The organism is Arenibacter catalasegens, from assembly GCF_002909235.1.
GTDB lineage: Bacteria > Bacteroidota > Bacteroidia > Flavobacteriales > Flavobacteriaceae > Arenibacter > Arenibacter catalasegens.
On sequence record NZ_PHQQ01000002.1, the window covers coordinates 89,065 to 108,676 of the forward strand.

The window sequence follows — 19,612 nt, forward strand, 5'->3', positions numbered from 1 at the left end:
ATGACACCAAAGACTATTGCCGAAGGTATTTTAAGGGCACTTGGAATTGTTGTAGCCATTGTTATCCTTTTGGTTTTCTTACACAAAATTAGCGCTGTATTAGTATACATCTCCATAGCCGCTGTGGCCAGTTTAATTGGACGCCCAATTGTACTTTTTTTTCGCAAAAAGTTGAAATTCAACAACACCATTGCGGTTATTATAACGATGATATTCCTTATAGGAATTGTTGGCGGGGTCATTGCTTTGTTTGTTCCGTTGTTAATTAAACAGGGACAAAACTTATCTCTTCTTAACATGGATGCCCTGCAAAACAATTTTGAAGGTCTATATGGTCAGCTCCTTGAATATTTTGGCGTTCAATCAAAAGATTTGGAACAAAGCATCAAAGATTCACATTTGTTTTCGAACTTTAACTTTGGGATTATTCCAGATTTCCTAAATTCAGTAATCGGCATATTAGGAAGTTTTAGTGTAGGGCTGTTTTCAGTGTTATTTATAGCCTTCTTTTTTTTAAAAGACAGTAAGCTTTTTGAGGAATCAATACTTACATTTATTCCAAAAAACAATGAAAATAGATTTCAAAATTCCATGGAAACCATTAAGAATCTGCTTTCCAGATATTTTGTTGGTCTAGTTTTTCAGATCCTGATCTTGTTTGTCATATATTCCATAGTACTATTCGTCTTTGGAATTGAAAATGCAGTAGTCATCGCCTTCCTCTGCGCACTTTTAAACCTAATTCCCTATGTAGGTCCAATAATTGGTGGGTTATTAATGGCTGTTTTAACTATGACCAGTAATGTGGGTGCGGATTTTAGTAGCGTGATTTTACCTAAGACTGGTTATGTAATGATAGGTTTTATCATTGGTCAGTTGGTGGATAACTTTTTCTCCCAGCCCTTTATCTTTTCCAATAGTGTAAAGTCGCACCCCTTGGAGATTTTTCTGATCATCATTATTGGGGGATTACTATTTGGAGTCACGGGAATGATTATTGCCGTACCAGGTTATACCGCTATAAAGGTAATCCTAAAGGAATTTTTCGCAGATAATAAAATTGTAAAATCGCTTACAAAAAATCTATAATTCTACCTTGAATAAAAATATTTTAACATCTGAAATTCAAGATTATATAAGCGAACATTTGGGGAGCAACCTTATAACTATGCTTTTAAAACCATTGCATTTAAAGGGTGTAACCAATAAAGAAGTTGCGGAGCAAATTGAAGCCAAGAACAAATGCAAGGACAAACTCCCCATTTGGTTTGGCACTCCTGACATTTACTTTCCCAACAAAGTGAATATAGAACAGACCTCATCCGAAATCACCGCCCAATATAAAGCTGGGTTGTTAAGTGGCGAAACTCTTTTGGATATGACAGGGGGTTTTGGGGTAGACAGTTATTTTTTTAGTCAAGGCATAGAACAGGTCCATCATTGTGAAATGAATAGGGAACTATCCGAAATAGCCGAATATAATTTCAAGGTATTGGGTAGGGCCAACATCCATACACATGCAATGGATGGAATAGATTTTTTAAAAAATTCAGAAATTGTTTTTGATTGGGTATTTATAGACCCCTCTCGGCGACATGATGCCAAGGGGAAGGTTTTTTTGTTGTCCGATTGCCTTCCTAATGTACCCGATAATCTAGAAGCCATTCTTGGGAAGGCCAAGAAAATCATGATAAAGACCTCTCCCCTTCTGGATCTGTCGGCTGGTCTTAAGGAGTTGGACTTCGTTAAGGAAATTCATATTATTTCCGTTAAAAATGAAGTCAAGGAAATTCTCTGGATATTGGAACGGGGGCACAATGGGGAAGTGCTTATAAAAACAGCAAATCTCAACGGATTAACAATGGAAGGTTTCCATTTTATACAGGGAGAAGAGAAAATGGCCCTTTCCAACTTCTCCGATCCACTGAAATATTTGTACGAGCCCAATTCGGCCATCTTAAAGTCCGGAGCTTTTAAAACCGTTGGGAACAGATTTAATTTATACAAGCTACACGATCACTCACATTTATACACCAATAACCAATTAATCGAATTTCCAGGACGTGTGTTTAAGATTGTAAAAACCATTCCTTTCAATAAAAAAGAAATCCAAAAACTTAACTTAGCCAAGGCTAATATTACGGTGCGTAATTTTCCGATGAACGTGGCAGACCTGAGGAAAAAATATAAAATTAAGGACGGCGGGGAAGTATATCTCTTTTTTACCACCAATTCCAAAGGTGACAAAATTGTCATTGAATGTCTTAAAACAGAGGCTAAATAGAATCGCTTGAATCAGCCAAGAATATAGCCCTGAGCTATCCCCTTAAAAGAGCAACTCATATCTAAATAACCAAAGCCAAGACCCCGATCAATCACAATCCCATTTAAAATTAGCCACCTTATCGTTAGATGCAGTACCAAGATTGTAATGCCACCATTCCGTTCGAATGGACCAAAAACCATATTCTTCCATGGTTTCCTTCAACAACAACCTATTGTTTAGAACTGATTTAGGAAGATCCAAATTATCATGATAAGCCTTTTTTCCAAAAAAATCAAAATCAGTACCCATGTCCAATTCCACGCCTTGCAAGGTAACCAAGGTAATATCTACGGCACCACCCTTATTATGTATAGACCCCTTGACTGGGTTGGCTACGTACTGCGGATTCGGGACTATGGCCCACATTTTATATTGCACATCATTTGGGCGATAACAGTCATAAAATTTTATTTTAAATCCTTTCCCCATAAATTCCTTATTGGCCAAAAGAAGTGCTCGGGCTGTTTTCACCCTAGTGTAGCATTCCGCACAATCGTAAACCTTGGCTTTTAAAAAGTTGTTTTCCGTAGCGTAGCGCAGGTCATATACAAAATCATCACTGAAATCGGCCAACCGAACAAAAAGCGTATCGGCCAGACCCTCAAGGGATTTAAGTTTGGCCACAGACAATTCTTCTTTCTTCCCAATTGTAATTTTTACGGAATCCCTTATCTCTAGTTCAGTTTCAACATCCTCAATAGCTTTATTATTTACAGTAACTTCTTTACAGCTAAAAAAAAGAATTGCAGCCAAAACCGCTATTCCCTTAAAACCTATCAAAATCCTTTTCATTTTTTTCATTACCAATATTAAGCTCTACCAACCAATCCTCAACTGACTATTCAATCTTAGTCAAATAATCTAAAAAGCCTCTAAATAGAGGCCTTTGTGATAAGTTTAAACGGACATTAAATGTATGTGACTATTTTAGTCCCTCCAAATACTTTAAACTTTTTGGCACTTGGGCCACTACTCTGGAACACTCGTCCTCTATAAACATATATTTGATTCCCAATTTCTTGGATTCGGCCACCACCCCGGCGATATCCACTTCGCCAGTACCCAGAACCACATTGGTTTCAACATCTGCATGACCGGTATCATCTTTTTTGGTGCCTTTTTCCATGTCCTTTAAATGCATTAAAATGAATTTTGAAGGATATTTTTTAAGTAATTTAAGGGGGTCAACGCCGGCGTGATGCACCCAATACACGTCCATTTCAAAGTCGAAATAGTTCGCATTCTCCGCCATATAGTCGAACAACGTACCATCTCCATAGGGCCTAAACTCAAATCCATGGGCATGATATGCCAATTTTAATCCATTTTCCCTTAAAAGTTTTCCCGCTTTATTAAAGACCTCAACGGCCTTTTTAGTGTCTTCTAATCCAAAATTATTTCCATCGTGCGGTATCCATGCGCACATTACGTAGGCAGCGCCGTAACTTTTGGCTTTTTTTATAACCTCCTCCGGGGTATTTGCTAAATCGTCGAAGCTGGCACCAATACTAACCACCTTTAAATTATTTTTAGCAAGTAAGCCTTTAAATTTCTCCTCTGGCATACCATAGGATTCTCCACCTTCAACAATACGGATACCCCAATCGTTGACCATTTTTAAAGTGCTCGGAATATCCTCCTTGAATTGATTTCTAAGACTGTACAATTGCAATCCAACTTCTTGTGCGGTTACATTTGTAGATCCGAAAAAAACTATGGCTATTAAAAATAGCCATAGTACCTGTAATTTCTTCATCTTATATATAATTACTCCTATTTTTAAGCACCTTAAAAGGATACCTATGTCAATAGGTTCCCCTTGTCATCCCAAGTAGCGATTTCGTTTCTAGTACTCTGATCGATACACTTAGCAATCCATTCGGGATCATAGGCTACTCCATGCTGATCCAGCACGTCCTGAGGAACACCATCCCAGACGTTAGGTGTATTTCCCTTATAGCCCAGTTCAGCTACTCCTACTTTGGAGGAATAATAGCCACAAATGGTCAATCCGCGCATCATATAGAAAAATTGTATTTCAAGCGGTTGCACCTCCAACGATTTTTTAGGATCGTGATAACAAATGGTATCTAATATTTGCTTTTGCTGTTCAAGGGTCGCCAATTTAAATTCAGTTCCAAAATCGGTATTACTCTTGTGATCCAACCACATTAGTCCACCTTTAAGCGTAAGTTGCATCTCAGGGATATCCTTACCCATGAATTCTATAAATTCAGGAACTTCTGCCTCTATAGGACCTCCATTGGGGCCTTTAGGAGGAAGTATTACTGTACTCAACACCGCTATGGTTTCCATTTCGTGTTCGGTAAAAAGCTGTTCCGCATTTAATTTTTCAATTAGCTCCAATTCCTCAGGGGTACGGCCAAAATAATGGGTGTTATCGGCAGCGGCAACGGCTTCGTTCGCTGTATCGACTCCATCGGTCTTACAGCCATGAAAGGCCAAGGCAGATGCGCCCGCACCAAGAATTATTGTCTGTATACTCTTTCTTCTATCCATGGTCTAGATATTTTTCTGTTTTAATTGTTCAATAATATAATCACTGGCGCGCCAAGATAATGCCAAAATGGTCCAAGTACAGTTCTTATCCGCCTGGGATGTAAAAGGTCCTGCATCTACAATAAAGACATTGTCCACATCATGCAATTGATTGAATTTATTAGTGACCGATGTTTTGGGGTCATTACCCATTCTAGTGGTTCCCACTTCATGGATAATACGTCCAGGAGCTTCTAACCCATAATCACGGTCTTTGCCTGGCTTATCGCCTAACGGTTCAGCCCCTAAATTGTGGAAAATCTCCTCAAAGGTGTCCTGCATATGCTTGGCCTGCTTTTTCTCTAAATCTGACCATTTGTAATTAAACTTCAATACTGGGATACCAAATTCATCCACTGTGGTAGGGTCAATTTCACAATAATTGTCCTTACGGGCAATACCCTCGCCTCTTCCGGCAACTCCTAATACGGATCCGTAATATTTTTTGACATCATCTCGCAAGCTATCTCCATAACCTCCAATTTTGAGCCCAAAAAACTTATTAAACTCATTAGGATTAAAACTAAAACCATAGCCCGGCATTCTCATACCCCCACCGACTTCAATATGATACCCTCTTGGAAAGTCCAACTTAGAGTTATCTCCCCACCACGGAGAGTAGACATGGTTACTACCTACCCCGTCTTCATTATAGGACACTTTTCTGTCCATCAATGCAGGTACAAAAGCAGCTCTACTGGCACCGGTAGAATCGTGCAGGTATTTACCAACAACGTCACTACTATTTCCTAATCCGTTAGGATGCTGTTTGCTTTTCGAATTCAAGAGAATACGCGCGGAGCTACAGGCGGAAGCCGCCAAGACCACAACTTTGCCTCTTAATTTGTACTCTTTTCTATCATCCTTACTGATGTATGACACTCCTGTAGCTTTCCCCTCTTCATTGGTGGTCACTTCCCGAACTACACAATTGACGAATAATTTAACACGCCCACCGCTTTTTTGAGCTGGAAATATAAGACAACTTCCTGATGAGAAATCAGCATAAACGGAACAGGAACGTGAACATTGCCCACAGTAGAAGCACACACCACGATCCGCATTAATTCTTTTGGTCAACATGGAAAGTCTACCCGGAATAGTAGGTATCCCTGCCTTTTTAGCCCCATTTATATAGAAAATTTCATGTAATCTTGGTTTTGGTGGAGGAAGGAAAAATCCATCTGGATCATTCTCCAAGCCTTCATTCGTGCCAAATACCCCGATTAATTTATCTACTTTATCATAATACGGTTTTACATCATCATAACCTATCGGCCAATCCTCTCCATGACCATCCCTAGTCTTCCCCTTAAAATCCTTAGGTCCGAAACGCAGAGAAATTCTCCCCCAGTGGTTTGTACGTCCCCCTAACATGTGTGAACGGAACCAATCAAATTCGGTCCCAGGTTCACGGGTATATGGCTCTCCTTCTATCTCCCAACCGCCATAAGCGGCATCAAATTCGCCAAATGCCCTAGTGGTGCCCGCTCCCCTTCTTGGAGATTCGTAATTCCATTTTAATTGGTTCATGGTTTTCGGGTCTGCTGGATCAAAAAACGGTCCAGCCTCGACAACGGCAACATTGAGGCCGGCATCAGCTAACTGCTTTGTAGCCATACCACCACCTGCACCCGAACCGACAATGATTACATCATAAATTTCTGAGGATTCTTTTATCTGCATACTATAAGTAATTAATTTTGAGGTTCAATATAAGTTTAAAAAGAGTTTAAATTAAAATTTTTTATCCAAACAACCTCAAAATTCATGTAATTTGACATAAAACCATTAATAATTGATAATATGTTATTAGATGAATCAATTCCTTAGATTTGACTCTTGAAGATTACCACCCAAATTACTTTAGAAATAAACCAAAGAATCAGGAATTGAATTTATGATACCTTTTTATACTATTAAATAGCATTCTAGAAATTGTTCAATTGCTCCAGAGCTTCCTTGGTAGAAGCCACCGGGAGTTTACAGGTATGGTCCTGACAAACATAAATAAAAGTCCCGTCATCGGCATAACGCCCTTTGAACAAAGGCAGATCACTACTCTTATTACTTCCTACTATTAAGGTGTTGGGCAAATTTTGCTGCTGCAACTCTGCCAATAACTGCTTGGCATCATCGCCCACAACGGCAATTTCATAAAAGGGCAATGCTGATTTGAGTAACAAGGAATTCCATTTGGAATAGTTATAGGCATTTTCCTCTAAAACGGGAATCATGGCCGAAAGCATAGACCGCGCCTTAAGTGTGGCGTCCTTATCATAATCTATATGACCAAGTAGGAGTAAATTCTCTGCCATCACGGCATTGGGTGAAGGCAATACGCCATCATCGGTTTTAATTATTTTAGCAATTAGTTCATTATTGGAGTTGAAACTGTACATGCCGGAATTTTCATCAGCAAATTTGGTTTTTGCAATTTGATTCATGCTTTTGGCAAAATCCAAATAAGTAGAAGTCATTGTTGACCCGTACAATTTTAAACTAGCATTGGCCAAAAAGGAATAATCCTCCAAAAATCCATCACTCTTCTTACTCCCCTTTTTATAGGTGTGTACCAACTGATCTTTATCTAGACTATTTTTCTTAATAAAACGGAACACTTCCTCCGCCTTATTCAAATAAGTTATCTCCCCAAAAGTATTATAAGCATCCACCAAGCCCGTAATCAATAGAGCATTCCAAGAAGTAATGATCTTGTCATCCGTATTAGGCCGTATTCTTTTATTTCTCTCGGTTAATATTTTCTCTTGCCATCTGCCCAGATAGGTTTCCCAATTTTCCGAATCTATATTATTCTCCTTAATAAATTCCGTATCGCCAGTGGTCCTTGAAAGAACATAGGTTCCGTTTTCCCAAATATTGGAACGCTCTATATTAAAATATTTGGCGAACAATTCAAAATCTGACCCTAAAATTGACTTTAGCTCCTCTTCTTTCCATACATAAAACTTGCCTTCCTCACCTTCACTATCGGCATCTATGGCTGCATAATAACCCCCTTCCGGATTTTTCATCTCCTTATCCAAAAAAGAAATGGTTTCCTCCACTACCTTTTTATAAAGGGGCTCATTAAACACTTTATAAGCCTTGGAATAAAGGCTTATTAATTGTGCATTATCATATAACATTTTCTCAAAATGTGGAACCTTCCATTGCGAATCAGTGCTATACCTATAGAATCCACCTGCAATATGATCATAGACCCCTCCCCAGGCTATTCTGTCCAGTGTAGTTTTAACAAACTTTTTGGCGGACTCATCATCTGTCAGGACGGCGTAATCCAATAGAAAATCTAAATTAACAGGGATCATAAACTTTTGCGACCCATTATTACCACCCCATTTCAGATCCCAGTTATCTTTCCATTTTTCTACACTTTTCTTTAAAACATCTGGGGTCAACATCCCTAGATCGGAAACTGGCGTTATGATATTTACTTCCTGTATCCCCTGCGCAACCATGTCGGCATATTCATTTGCTTTTTTGGGATCATCTTTATATAATTTGCTAACCTGGGACAAAACTTTGCTCCATTGTTGCTTGGTATGGTAGGTACCTCCGTAAATAGGCTTTCCGTTAGGCAACGTAATTACATTCAAAGGCCATCCTCCATTACCGTTGATAAGTTGCAAAGCGGTCATATATACATGATCCACATCCGGTCTCTCTTCCCTGTCTACTTTGATGCTTATGAAATTTTCATTCATCAATTTTGCTACTTCCTCATCTTCGAAAGTTTCTTCTTCCATAACATGGCACCAGTGACAGGAAGAATAACCAACACTTACCAATACCAACTTGTCTTCCCGTTTAGCCTCCTCCAATGCCTCTGGACTCCAAGGCCTCCAATTAACAGGGTTATGGGCGTGTTGCAATAAATAGGGACTCGTTTCATTAATAAGGTCATTAGTGAACTTATGGTCGTTTTTCTGACCTTTAATATCTGAGCAGGAAAATAAGATCATGGCAGATAAAAAAAATAGATTATAGAATGAAAACCTCATGTATACATTACGGGTCATAAAAAAGTATTATTGTTCAGTCTTGAAAAATACAAAAATTGATCTCAATTATTAAAGATTTACATAAAGTTCTATTGCAGTATTATTCCTAATGTATGGGTGTATCTTGTTTTTTCTGTTTCGCAAACCAATCATACAATTCATCGTTTTCATATGCCTTGTCCCAAGCATTGTGTCCGACGCCCTTATAAATAGTAAAATCCACATTATAACCCATTTCCTTTAATTTGGCTACCATTTCTATAGATTCGGAAATGGGAATTGATTTATCCTGATCTCCGTGAAAAACCTTAATAGGTAAATTTCTATTGATCCATGAAGCATAGGGTACGGGCGTCATACCACAAACCACGGCCAAAGCGGCAAACCTTTCTGGATATTGAACCGCCATTTCCCAAGCGGCCCCACCGCCCCTACTAAGTCCAGTAAGATAAATTCTATTTTCGTCCACTTTGTTTTGGGCTATAATAGTATCAAGGAGTTTATTTACCGCTCTAGTGTTCCACCACATTTTTTCGTTGGGATTCTGCGGAGCCAGAATTAAAAAAGGAAATTTCTTGCCACGCGCAATAAGTTTTGGAGGGCCATTGCGCTTAACAGATTTTAAATCTCCCCCAGATTCGCCTCCGCCATGTAAAAAAACCAATATGGGAAATTTTTCATCCGTATTTAACTCGTAATTCTCTGGATAATAAAGATAGTATCTCAATAGTTCAGATGTAGTAACCTCCATTTCGGAATGTACCAATTCGGGAGAAGATTGTGAGGCGCAGCCCTCAAAGATAAATAGGCTGCAAAAAATTAATAATATTGATTTCATCTATTCAAATTTATTCTTCGTTTTAGCCCTTATGGTGTTTACAAAAACAATCGGCTTACGTCTATTTCTATTAGAGCCCATTTTCTGTTTCCTTAGTGAGAATTCCAGGGAAACATTGTTATTATCACACACCATTCCAAATTGATTGGAAATCCGCAAATTGATGCATTTTTATTCAAATTAATGAGTATATAGGTTTATTTAACATTCTGGATCATTCCTTAAACAAAAAACAGGATAATAGTTATAAAAGTCAAAATGTATTTTCTATTAGAGTTTTCAGTTTTACTTTGGTACTTTTATCGTGCAAACAAACATTATAGTATGAAGAAAGTCATTACTTTCGGAGAAATCCTCCTAAGATTATCAACGGAAAGGCACCTACGTTTTTCGCAGGCAACCAATTTCAACGCCACCTATGGAGGAGGAGAGTTTAACGTAGCCGTATCCCTTGCCAATTATGGTTTTGATACAGAATTCGTTACGCGCTTGCCAAAGAACGATATTGGAGATTGTGCGCTTCAAGAAATAAGAAAATACAATGTAGCTACTACCAACATACAGGTTGGCGGTGACCGCTTGGGCATTTATTTTTTGGAAACTGGTGCTGGCACCAGGGGCAGTAAGGTTGTTTATGACAGGGCCAATAGTGCTATTGCGGAAATAGAGACAAACACCATAGATTGGGAGGTAGTATTCAAGGACGCCGATTGGTTTCATTGGAGCGGGGTAACCCCAGCCATTTCCAGCAATGCAGCGGCTGTTTGTTTGGAAGCAGTTAAGGCTGCGCACAAGATGGGGATCACCATTTCATCCGATTTAAATTATCGCTCCAAATTATGGAAATACGGAAAAGAACCCAAAGAAATTATGCCGGAACTACTAAAGTACAGCAATGTTATTTTAGGTGATTTGGATACGGCCTTTTTTATGACGGGCCAGGAGAAGAAGGATCCGGATTATCAAGATATGGACTCCTTGCCCGAGTTATACGACCTCTTATATAAAAACTCTCCCGATCTAAGTTATGTTGCAACTACATTACGTTATTCGGTAAATGCTTCCCATCAAAAAATAGGTGGAATACTATATGATGGAAAAAAAATACATTACGCCAAAATCAGGGAAGTAACTCCCGTAGTAGACCGTGTAGGGAGTGGCGATGCCTTTATGGGAGGATTGATCTATGGTCTGCTACAAGATACAATAGACAATCAACACACTATCGATTTTGCCGCAGCGGCATGCTGTATAAAACACACCATTACAGGAGATTTCAACTTGGCCACTCTTGAAGAGGTAGAACTTTTGGCAGGAGGGGAATCTTCCGGAAAAGTAAGCAGATAACCACAAGAAGATTTATATGTCACAGTTTACGAGAATTGAAGTTGCCACATTAATGAAAGAAACGGGGCTTGTTCCCTTATTTTATCATCCAGATGTGGAATTGGGAAAAAAAATATTAAAAGCATGCTATGACGGTGGTGCGAGATTAATTGAGTTCACCGCCCGTGGGGATTTTGCCCACGAAGTATTTGCTGAACTAAATAAGTTTGTCATTAAGGAATTACCGGAAATGGCCGTAGGTGTGGGATCGGTAACCGATGCCGGAGCCGCTTCGCTATATATGCAAATGGGTGCCAATTTTATTGTAACCCCTGCCTTGCGGGAAGATATTGCCACAGTCTGTAATCGCAGAAAGGTTTTATGGAGTCCCGGATGTGGCTCCCTTACTGAAATAAATAGAGCTGAGGAACTGGGCTGTGAAATCATAAAATTATTCCCCGGGGCCAATTACGGACCAAGCTTTGTTAAAGCCATAAGGGGGCCTCAACCATGGACCAATGTAATGCCTACGGGCGGGGTAACCTTGGAAGAGTCCAACTTAAGAGATTGGTTCAATGCAGGTGTTACTTGTGTTGGCATGGGATCTAACTTAATTAGCAAGTCGGTATTGGAAAACAAGGATTACAGCGGACTGGAACAGACTGTAAGGGACACTCTGGCGCTGATCAAAAAAATACGGAATTAAATTGGTCCACTAAATAGTCTTTAAAATTTGGGGTAATATAAAAAACCCTCCGTTTTTGTTCAAAACGGAGGGTTTTATGTATAACGTACTCAGTATTTCACTTTAAATACTATTAATTTAAACCTACAAGGATTTTCTTATCCCCAGTTCCAGCCCTCTTAATTCCGCTAGACCTCTAAGCCTGCCAATGGCAGAATACCCCGGGTTGGTTTTTTTCCTAAGGTCATCCAACATTTTATGTCCGTGATCTGGACGCATCGGCATTCGCAAATCCTTCCTTCCAGAAGCACTCCTTTTTAGTTGCTCTTCCACCAAAGCCTTCACCACACCAAACATATCCACGTCTCCAGCCAAATGATCGGCCTCATGAAAATTACCTTTTTTATCCCGCGCCGTACTTCTCAAATGCATGAAGTGGATACGATGTCCCAAACGTTTTACCATTCCCACCAAATCATTGTCCGCTCTGGCACCAAAAGACCCGGTACAAAAGGTTAGTCCGTTATTGGGGCTATCCACAGCACTGTACAAATCCAAAATATCCTGTTCTGTACTTACCACCCGCGGTAATCCCAAGATCGGATATGGAGGATCGTCTGGATGAATACACATACGCACTCCTCCCTTTTCGGCCTCTGGGATTATACTTTTCAAAAAAGAAAACAAATTTTCCTTAAGTTCCTTGGCTCCGATATCATCATAGGTGGCCAAAATCTTATTAAAATCCTTTAAACTATAACCTTCTTCTGCCCCTGGAAGCCCGGCAATAATATTTTGGACCAATTTCTTCTGATCCTTCTCAGAAGTTTTTTCCAAATATTCCTTTGCGCCGTTCTGCTCCTCCTGGGAGTACGACTTTTCGGCACCAGGACGTTTTAACAAAAATATTTCAAAAGCAGCAAATGCATCTTTTTCGAAACGCAAGGCAGTGGAACCATCTTCCAGTTCATAATCCAGGTTGGTACGCGTCCAATCCAAAACTGGCATAAAATTGTAACAAATGGTGTCGATCCCACAGGAAGCTAAATTGGCAATGGTAATCTTATAATTCTCCACATATTCCTGATAACCTAGTTGTTGAGTCTTGATACTTTCGTGGATTGGAACACTTTCTACCACAGACCAAGTTAATCCCACCGCTTCAATCTCTGCTTTTCGCATTTTAATTTCCGCTATAGGCCAAATTTCACCATTGGGAATATGATGGAGAGCGGTAACCACTCCAGTAGCCCCTGATTGCTTAATATCCAACAAGCTAACAGGATCTTTGGGCCCGTACCATCTCCAAGTATTTTCTAAAGTCAAACTCATTAATTTTGATTTTTTTAATAAAATATCGCTTCAAAAGCGGCAATTTGATAAAGTTATTTCAATTCAACTGTTCCTCAAAATAAATAATTCACCAATATATTAATTTTAAAAATAAAGCAAATTTAATATTACATAAAGGCAAAAAAGTATCTTTAAAGTTATTTAAATAGTAAACTTGGTTAAAATTCTTTAACTTTTTGACGCAATTAGATCGTTTGTACTACTTTTATTGATTCAACCAAAAATGAACAAAAAATCTAGCTATCCATGATTAAAAGTAAAATCGACAAGGTAACCAGTTTTGAGAAAAGGTTTGAAAAAACCAACACGGTCATCTTTGAATCTTCAGAGGTTGCGTCCAAAACAGCTGCGGCTGAAATTGCGGCATTAATTAAGAAAAAACAAAAAGCAAACGAGATGTGCGTCCTTGGACTTGCTACAGGTTCCACTCCAAAAAGGATGTATGCAGAACTTGTACGTTTACACAGGGAAGAGAATCTCAGTTTTAAAAATGTGATAGCTTTTAATTTGGATGAATATTATCCAATGGAGCCAGATGCCATACAAAGTTATGTGCGATTTATGAAGGAATTGCTATTTAACCATGTGGACATAGCACCTGAAAATTATCATATACCGGATGGAACATTGGCAAAAAAGGATATTGCCGATTATTGTAAGGAGTACGAAGCCAAAATAGATGCTTTGGGTGGAATAGACCTGCAAGTCTTAGGTATTGGGGGTAATGGACATATTGGTTTCAACGAATCCGGTTCCCTTCCCAATTCCAAAACCAGACTGGTTACACTGGATCATATTACCAGAGTTGCTGCCAGTAAAGATTTCCAAGGACTTTACAGTACGCCCAAAACGGCGATCACATTGGGAATAAAACAAATAATGCAGGCCAAGCAAGTAATCCTTATGGCTTGGGGTGAAGGTAAATCCTCTATTATAAGGGCCTCCGTAGAAGGCCCTATTACAGAACAAGTACCGGCATCATACTTACAAGAGCATCCCAATAGTGTGTTTATATTAGACAAAGGGTCTTCTACCAAACTTACCAGGATAAACACCCCATGGATTGTAGAGAAGGTGGTGTGGGACGAAAAAATGATCAAGAAAGCCGTTGTTGGGCTAGCTTTGAGATTAGAGAAAGCAGTGCTAATGCTAACCGAGGCAGACTATATTGAAAATGGTATGAGCGATTTGTTGACGGAAGTTGGCGACGCCTATGACATTAATATTAGAATTTTCAACAAACTTCAGCATACCATAACTGGTTGGCCAGGTGGAAAGCCAAATGCCGAAGACAGTAATAGACCCGAAAGAGCAAATCCAGGGAAAAAGCGAGTACTTATTTTTAGTCCGCACCCAGATGATGATATCATTAGTATGGGTGGTACATTCATGCGTTTGCAGAACCAAGGCCATGAGGTACATGTAGCTTATCAAACTTCAGGAAATATTGCTGTTGCCGATGACGAAGCATTGCGTTTCTCGGATTTTGTGATCGACTACAACCGTTCTTTTGGACTGGACAACAAAAAATCTATAGAAATTTATAAAAAAGCCACTGAGTTTCTAAAAAACAAAAAGACGAGTGAAATTGATATTGAAGAGGTAAGAAATATCAAAGGACTTATACGAAGAAGTGAAGCAAGGGCTACCAGTTATTATGTTGGCCTTACAGACGAGCAGATCCATTTTAACGATTTGCCATTTTATGAAACCGGCACCATTGAGAAAAACCCACTAGGAGAGGCAGATATCAAAATTACCATGGATTTGATTGAACAAATCAAACCCCACCAAATCTACGCTGCCGGGGATTTAGCGGATCCACACGGCACCCACAAAGTGTGTTTGGACATCATTTTTGAGTCTCTAAAACGACTTAAGCAGAAATCCTATATGAAAGATTGCTGGGTATGGTTGTACAGAGGAGCATGGCAAGAATGGGATATTGAAGATATAGAAATGGCTGTACCTATGAGTCCAAGCCAGGTTGTGGCGAAGCGTTATGGAATTTTCAAACATCAATCCCAAAAGGATGGCGTTGTATTCCAAGGATCTGATTCCAGGGAGTTTTGGCAACGTGCAGAGGACAGAAACAAGGAAACCGCTGCCAAATACGATGAATTGGGATTGGCACATTACGCCGCCATGGAGGCATTTGTCCGCTATAAGTTTTAACTAAATATTAGTTGTAAAACAAAAAGGCTGCCCGATTGGGCAGCCTTTTTTATAAAGTTAAGTTTTCCTAAAACTCCAACTCAAAGTATAAGCTACTGGCTTCGTTCTCTTCGGTAACATCTTCGCCTTTCAACACTTCTCCTGTCCCATTTAGCAATTTCAGGCTTAGCTTCCAATACCCCGTCATAGTCAAGGACAATTTTCCATTATAACTTTTGGCAGCGGTATCATAGGTTAAATCCACATTGTTGGGGGAACTATGGTTCCCCATACCGGGCATGCGTGGATCAAGTAAAATGGTGTAATTTTCCACCTGGGGGAAGCTCATCATACTTTCCATCTTAAACAACATCGCCTGTATATCGTTAACTGCAACTTGTGGTTCTGAGGGTTCAACCATGGCCAAAACATACCTTACATCATCACTACCCATAAACGAAGTAACCTTCTGTTTACCATCACTGGGAGCTATAACATCAATGGTTTCTGTTAAAGAATATTCCTGACCCTCCACCTTGTATGTAAAAGTGATGTCCCAAAATTCATCTGTGATTCCGGCCATTTGAAATACCAGGTAACCCTTCACAACCGTGTTATTTTCTTCGGTAATAATAAGGTCTGATTTTGGACAGGAATGGTTCATACTCACCATATGCATAACGGGCATCCAAGTAATTTCCGGATTAGCAAAATAGTTTTCATCGGCATTGTCTTTTACACGTACGAAGATTTCATTATATCCAGTCCTAAAACTGTCATTCCCTTCGGAATACAGCTCCAAACTGTGCCCATTGGCCTCAATGTTTGCCAGCAAATTAAATTCGGACATTGGATTTATATCAATTTTTGGCGAATCGTCCCCATCTGAAGTACAAGACGTTAATCCCAAGGCCACTATGAATGTTACTATAAATAATTTTATTGTTTTCATTTTGTTTTTTTAAAAATTTAATTTATTGAATAAGAAAGTGTTATGAATAAATTTCTTCCCATACGTGGAATGTTCTTCCAATCGGTATAAGTAGAATAATTTTCATCGAAAATATTCTCTACCCCGAATTTTGCATACATTGAATCGTTATTAAAATTAAAGGTCATCCCAAAAGTCAAGGAGTAAACCGTATATGCCTCAGTCTGATCCTCCCCAAAACTGGGATTATAGTTCACTTGTTTTCCTGCCCCGGTTACACTTAAGCCGGCTGAAAAAGATCTATTGTTAAATTGAAGACTTGATCGATATGAAAATGGACTTATAAAAGGAATGTTCTCCTTATTATTGTCCGTTCCTAGATGATAGGATACCAATCCGGACCATTTCAATTCTGGCAAGACAGAGTATTCTATATCTAGCGAAGTATTGAACAAATTTGCATACTCCAAGTTTTTATAGATCTTGACCCCATCCGCACCAATGGTCATTACACTAAGGGAAGAGTCCACCTCTCCAATGATATAATCCTTAATGTGGAAATAATTGGCCTCTGCACTCACCTTAAATTTGGATTTTTCCCAAGAAATCTTAGTATTGGCTTCCATCGATTTTTCATTGGCAAGTCCTGGATCCCCAATATAATCGTGGTTATCAAAGCTATTGAACAAATAGAAACCATATCCCTCTGTTACGGAAGGCGCCCGATCACCATAGGAAATCCCAGTATTTAAGTGCCAGGGCATCCACATTTTATGCCATAGCCCAGAAATACTTTTGAGCAAGCGTGTTTTGGATTTTTCCATATCCGGATAAAAAATTCTTAAACTGTTCAAGCCAAATTCATCCGCAACATTCTGATTCTGTACGGCCATTCTGGTCGCTATTTTTAAGAAGCTCCCTCTTAAATTAAGTTCATCTTCCACATATACACCGCCATTGGCGGTTCGCACATCGGGCCAAGTGAGCATAAACATGGGCAACTCATTGGGGTCATTGGGGTACATGGTCATTTCGGCCAGTGACTTGTTGTAATAACCATCCGTTTTGAACAAAAATTGATGTCTTTTAAGCTTTAATTCGGCTTGTGAGAAAAATCCATAGGTATTGCTCCAACCTGGCATATCCATATGGATGGGCACATCGGGCCTTTTGGTATCGTCCATGACATGCGTAACTTTATTAAAGTATATTTTGGATTTCCAATCGCTTAAACTTCCCCATAAATCATCCTGTTCAAAACCAATGGATGAGATGATTGCCCTTGCTAAAGAAACATCCATGGTTAATGCAGGATAACCCACATCTCTGGCTTCGTCAAAAATAAGACTAGCTGTTAACGCCTGATGTTCCCCTATTTTATACCCCCCATTGGCTGAAACATTGTATTTTTCAAATTGGGAAAACTGAACTTCTTCATCGCCTCCAGCAAAATAATTCTCGGCCTTGCGATAAATAATATCCGTATCCACATAGAATTTGGAATCAGAATAGTTAAGCTCGGTACCAATAACACTCATCTGGTTGTTACTTTCAAAACCCGTCTCCAATCCACCGTATAATCCAATCTCTTTAAAATTGCCCCTGTCCAGTTCCAAATCAATGGCACCACCAATGGTAGTACCATGCTCCGCACCTTGCTGGCCAGAAGCTATGTGGGCATTTGACAAATTGGATACATCCACGTAAGAAGTTACGGGATCCATCTTGTCCGTACATGCACCAAAAATCCTCATCCCATCTATAGTAACCGAAAGACGCTCAGAGAACATATTGTTCAAGGTTGGCTCCCAAGCATAGGCTCCCCGTTTTACCATATCCACTTTTTTAGAGGATTCCAAATATTCGTCCAAGCTAGATAAGGGTTTGGGCTGGCGATGGTAATCCAAAGCCTTTCTGGCCGATATGAGAATAACTTCGTCCAAATTGATGGTAATAATCGAATCCTTTTGCAAAACCAACTCCTGCGCGCCATTGTAAATGGGTAGAAGAAATATTCCAAAGAATAGCACCCATGTAGAAATAGGTTTACTTGTTGCCATAAGTAGTACGCATGCCTTATGGGCACATCTAATAATTTTCACATGTATAATTTTTAGTTAATTATCTAAAAAAATAGAATTAAGAAGATGTGCAACAGCTTCACCCTCACATTAAAATCTTTATGAGAATAAATTTTCAAAACCTGCTATTGTCCGTTTTTCTGATTTTTCAGATAATACAATTCGTTTAGGAAGCCAAAATAGTAACATAGGAATTACAATAATTCCAGAACTACAAAGGCGAGAATTGAATTATCCCAGCTCTGGAGGCTGCGCAATATCTGTAGTATATAAGCCAGAAATTAGAATCTGGGCTCTTTTATAGTTATTTTGAATGCCATTAAGGTTTTCATTACCAGCTCCCAAAACCATTAATGGTTCGAATGAAGAGATGTACTGGATTTCTAAGTTGAACCGCTTGCCCTCAAACGGATTTTTATCACTCCCTTCTGATTCTTTGGCCAATTGTTTTGCCAAATAACATTTGCCATCACAATGCATGGAAGGAGTATCCTTGTTTTCACAAAGATTCTCAACAATGTAGTCATAATTTACTGCATATTCAGCTAAAGGCCATAGCGGCTTTATTAGCATGATCAACGCAACAAACAGTATAACTTGTTTCATTATTTATTTTTAATCTTCTAAATTACAACTGTTTTTTGGCCGTAATTTTCAAAGAACAGGAGACCCTTTTCTTTAATGTGTTTCAAAGATAAAACATATAGCAGAAATAAAAAGATGACAAATATCATGAACTCTGAATTTTGGGTTTAAACAATAAATATTAAAAACAAAATTTCCAATCGGAACGAATTTTATTTAGGATAAATTTGTCCGAAATAAGAATAAGACTTATATTTGTAACAATCTAATTCAGAGTCGATATGTTTTCCAAAGCTTGCGAATACGGAATAAAAGCCACCATATATATAGCCGCTAAGTCTTTACACCAAGAACGTGTAAGCTTAAAAGAGATTGCGGAAGAGGTGGATTCACCGGTGGCATTTACGGCAAAAATATTACAGTCATTGGCAAAAAGTGGCATTATTGATTCCCATAAGGGTCCAACAGGTGGGTTTCAAATTGAGGAATCGAGAATAGATACTATCAAATTACACGATATAGTACATGCAATTGATGGTGACGAAATTTTTAATGGCTGTGGTCTAGGGTTAAAACAATGTGATGCCAAACAGCCTTGTCCGGTCCATCATAAATTTATTGTGATTCGGGACAATCTAAAAATAATGCTGCAAAATACTAGCCTGTATGAATTGGCCACAGGTCTGGAAATTGGACTAACCCATCTGAAAAGATAATATTTTTAAAATAATAAAGGATAAAAGGGTATT

The 19,612-nt window shown here is 39.0% G+C and carries 16 protein-coding genes; 6 read left to right on the forward strand and 10 right to left on the reverse strand.

Annotated elements, in window-relative coordinates; all coding sequences use genetic code 11:
- A complete protein-coding gene (locus CWD90_RS02235) occupies nucleotides 1-1,089 on the forward strand; it encodes an AI-2E family transporter (RefSeq protein ID WP_103474311.1) in 1,089 nt (362 codons plus the stop codon).
- A gap of 7 nt (nucleotides 1,090-1,096) precedes the next feature.
- The gene (locus CWD90_RS02240) at nucleotides 1,097-2,284 is read left to right on the forward strand and encodes a THUMP-like domain-containing protein (protein ID WP_103474312.1); all 1,188 of its coding nucleotides are present in this window, start codon (nucleotides 1,097-1,099) and stop codon (nucleotides 2,282-2,284) included.
- A gap of 87 nt (nucleotides 2,285-2,371) precedes the next feature.
- On the opposite strand, the gene CWD90_RS02245 is transcribed toward CWD90_RS02240, so the two are convergent.
- From CWD90_RS02245 to CWD90_RS02270, 6 genes are all read right to left on the reverse strand, one after another.
- Complete coding sequence (locus CWD90_RS02245; RefSeq protein ID WP_239986434.1) at nucleotides 2,372-3,127, reverse strand: M15 family metallopeptidase; 756 nt, start codon at nucleotides 3,125-3,127, stop codon at nucleotides 2,372-2,374.
- 121 nt (nucleotides 3,128-3,248) lie between these two features.
- Entirely contained in the window at nucleotides 3,249-4,082 is an 834-nt protein-coding gene (locus CWD90_RS02250) for a sugar phosphate isomerase/epimerase family protein (protein ID WP_103474313.1), read from the reverse strand.
- 44 nt (nucleotides 4,083-4,126) lie between these two features.
- On the reverse strand, nucleotides 4,127-4,846 hold the full coding sequence (locus tag CWD90_RS02255; RefSeq protein ID WP_103474314.1) for a gluconate 2-dehydrogenase subunit 3 family protein: 720 nt from the start codon (nucleotides 4,844-4,846) through the stop codon (nucleotides 4,127-4,129).
- Nucleotides 4,847-4,849: 3 nt separating this feature from the next.
- The gene (locus CWD90_RS02260) at nucleotides 4,850-6,571 is read right to left on the reverse strand and encodes a GMC family oxidoreductase (RefSeq protein WP_103474315.1); all 1,722 of its coding nucleotides are present in this window, start codon (nucleotides 6,569-6,571) and stop codon (nucleotides 4,850-4,852) included.
- Between the two features lie 245 nt (nucleotides 6,572-6,816).
- Nucleotides 6,817-8,928 (reverse strand): thioredoxin domain-containing protein, encoded by a 2,112-nt coding sequence (locus CWD90_RS02265; RefSeq protein ID WP_103474316.1) that lies wholly within the window; start codon nucleotides 8,926-8,928, stop codon nucleotides 6,817-6,819.
- 88 nt (nucleotides 8,929-9,016) lie between these two features.
- Nucleotides 9,017-9,748 (reverse strand): carboxylesterase family protein, encoded by a 732-nt coding sequence (locus CWD90_RS02270; RefSeq protein WP_103474317.1) that lies wholly within the window; start codon nucleotides 9,746-9,748, stop codon nucleotides 9,017-9,019.
- 324 nt (nucleotides 9,749-10,072) lie between these two features.
- On the opposite strand from CWD90_RS02270, the gene CWD90_RS02275 reads away from it, so the two are divergent.
- Together CWD90_RS02275 and CWD90_RS02280 are read left to right on the forward strand one after the other, a co-directional pair.
- Entirely contained in the window at nucleotides 10,073-11,095 is a 1,023-nt protein-coding gene (locus CWD90_RS02275; RefSeq protein WP_103474318.1) for a sugar kinase, read from the forward strand.
- Between the two features lie 16 nt (nucleotides 11,096-11,111).
- Entirely contained in the window at nucleotides 11,112-11,780 is a 669-nt protein-coding gene (locus CWD90_RS02280; protein ID WP_103474319.1) for a bifunctional 4-hydroxy-2-oxoglutarate aldolase/2-dehydro-3-deoxy-phosphogluconate aldolase, read from the forward strand.
- Nucleotides 11,781-11,903: 123 nt separating this feature from the next.
- On the opposite strand, the gene uxuA is transcribed toward CWD90_RS02280, so the two are convergent.
- Nucleotides 11,904-13,091 (reverse strand): mannonate dehydratase, encoded by a 1,188-nt coding sequence (gene uxuA / locus CWD90_RS02285; protein ID WP_205161192.1) that lies wholly within the window; start codon nucleotides 13,089-13,091, stop codon nucleotides 11,904-11,906.
- Nucleotides 13,092-13,358: 267 nt separating this feature from the next.
- Between uxuA and nagB the strand changes: the two genes are divergently transcribed.
- On the forward strand, nucleotides 13,359-15,287 hold the full coding sequence (gene nagB / locus CWD90_RS02290) for a glucosamine-6-phosphate deaminase (RefSeq protein ID WP_103474320.1): 1,929 nt from the start codon (nucleotides 13,359-13,361) through the stop codon (nucleotides 15,285-15,287).
- A 67-nt stretch (nucleotides 15,288-15,354) separates the two neighbouring features.
- Here the strand turns inward: nagB and CWD90_RS02295 are convergent, their stop codons facing one another.
- The 3 genes from CWD90_RS02295 to CWD90_RS02305 form a co-directional block, all read right to left on the reverse strand.
- On the reverse strand, nucleotides 15,355-16,218 hold the full coding sequence (locus CWD90_RS02295) for a hypothetical protein (RefSeq protein ID WP_103474321.1): 864 nt from the start codon (nucleotides 16,216-16,218) through the stop codon (nucleotides 15,355-15,357).
- Nucleotides 16,219-16,235: 17 nt separating this feature from the next.
- On the reverse strand, nucleotides 16,236-18,299 hold the full coding sequence (locus tag CWD90_RS02300; protein ID WP_239986435.1) for a TonB-copper family protein: 2,064 nt from the start codon (nucleotides 18,297-18,299) through the stop codon (nucleotides 16,236-16,238).
- A 210-nt stretch (nucleotides 18,300-18,509) separates the two neighbouring features.
- The gene (locus tag CWD90_RS02305; protein WP_103474322.1) at nucleotides 18,510-18,884 is read right to left on the reverse strand and encodes a hypothetical protein; all 375 of its coding nucleotides are present in this window, start codon (nucleotides 18,882-18,884) and stop codon (nucleotides 18,510-18,512) included.
- A gap of 260 nt (nucleotides 18,885-19,144) precedes the next feature.
- Here CWD90_RS02305 and CWD90_RS02310 point away from each other — a divergent pair, with 260 nt between their 5' ends.
- Nucleotides 19,145-19,579, forward strand: a complete 435-nt coding sequence (locus tag CWD90_RS02310; RefSeq protein WP_103474323.1) for an RrF2 family transcriptional regulator — start codon at nucleotides 19,145-19,147, stop codon at nucleotides 19,577-19,579.
- Nucleotides 19,580-19,612: the final 33 nt, after the last annotated feature.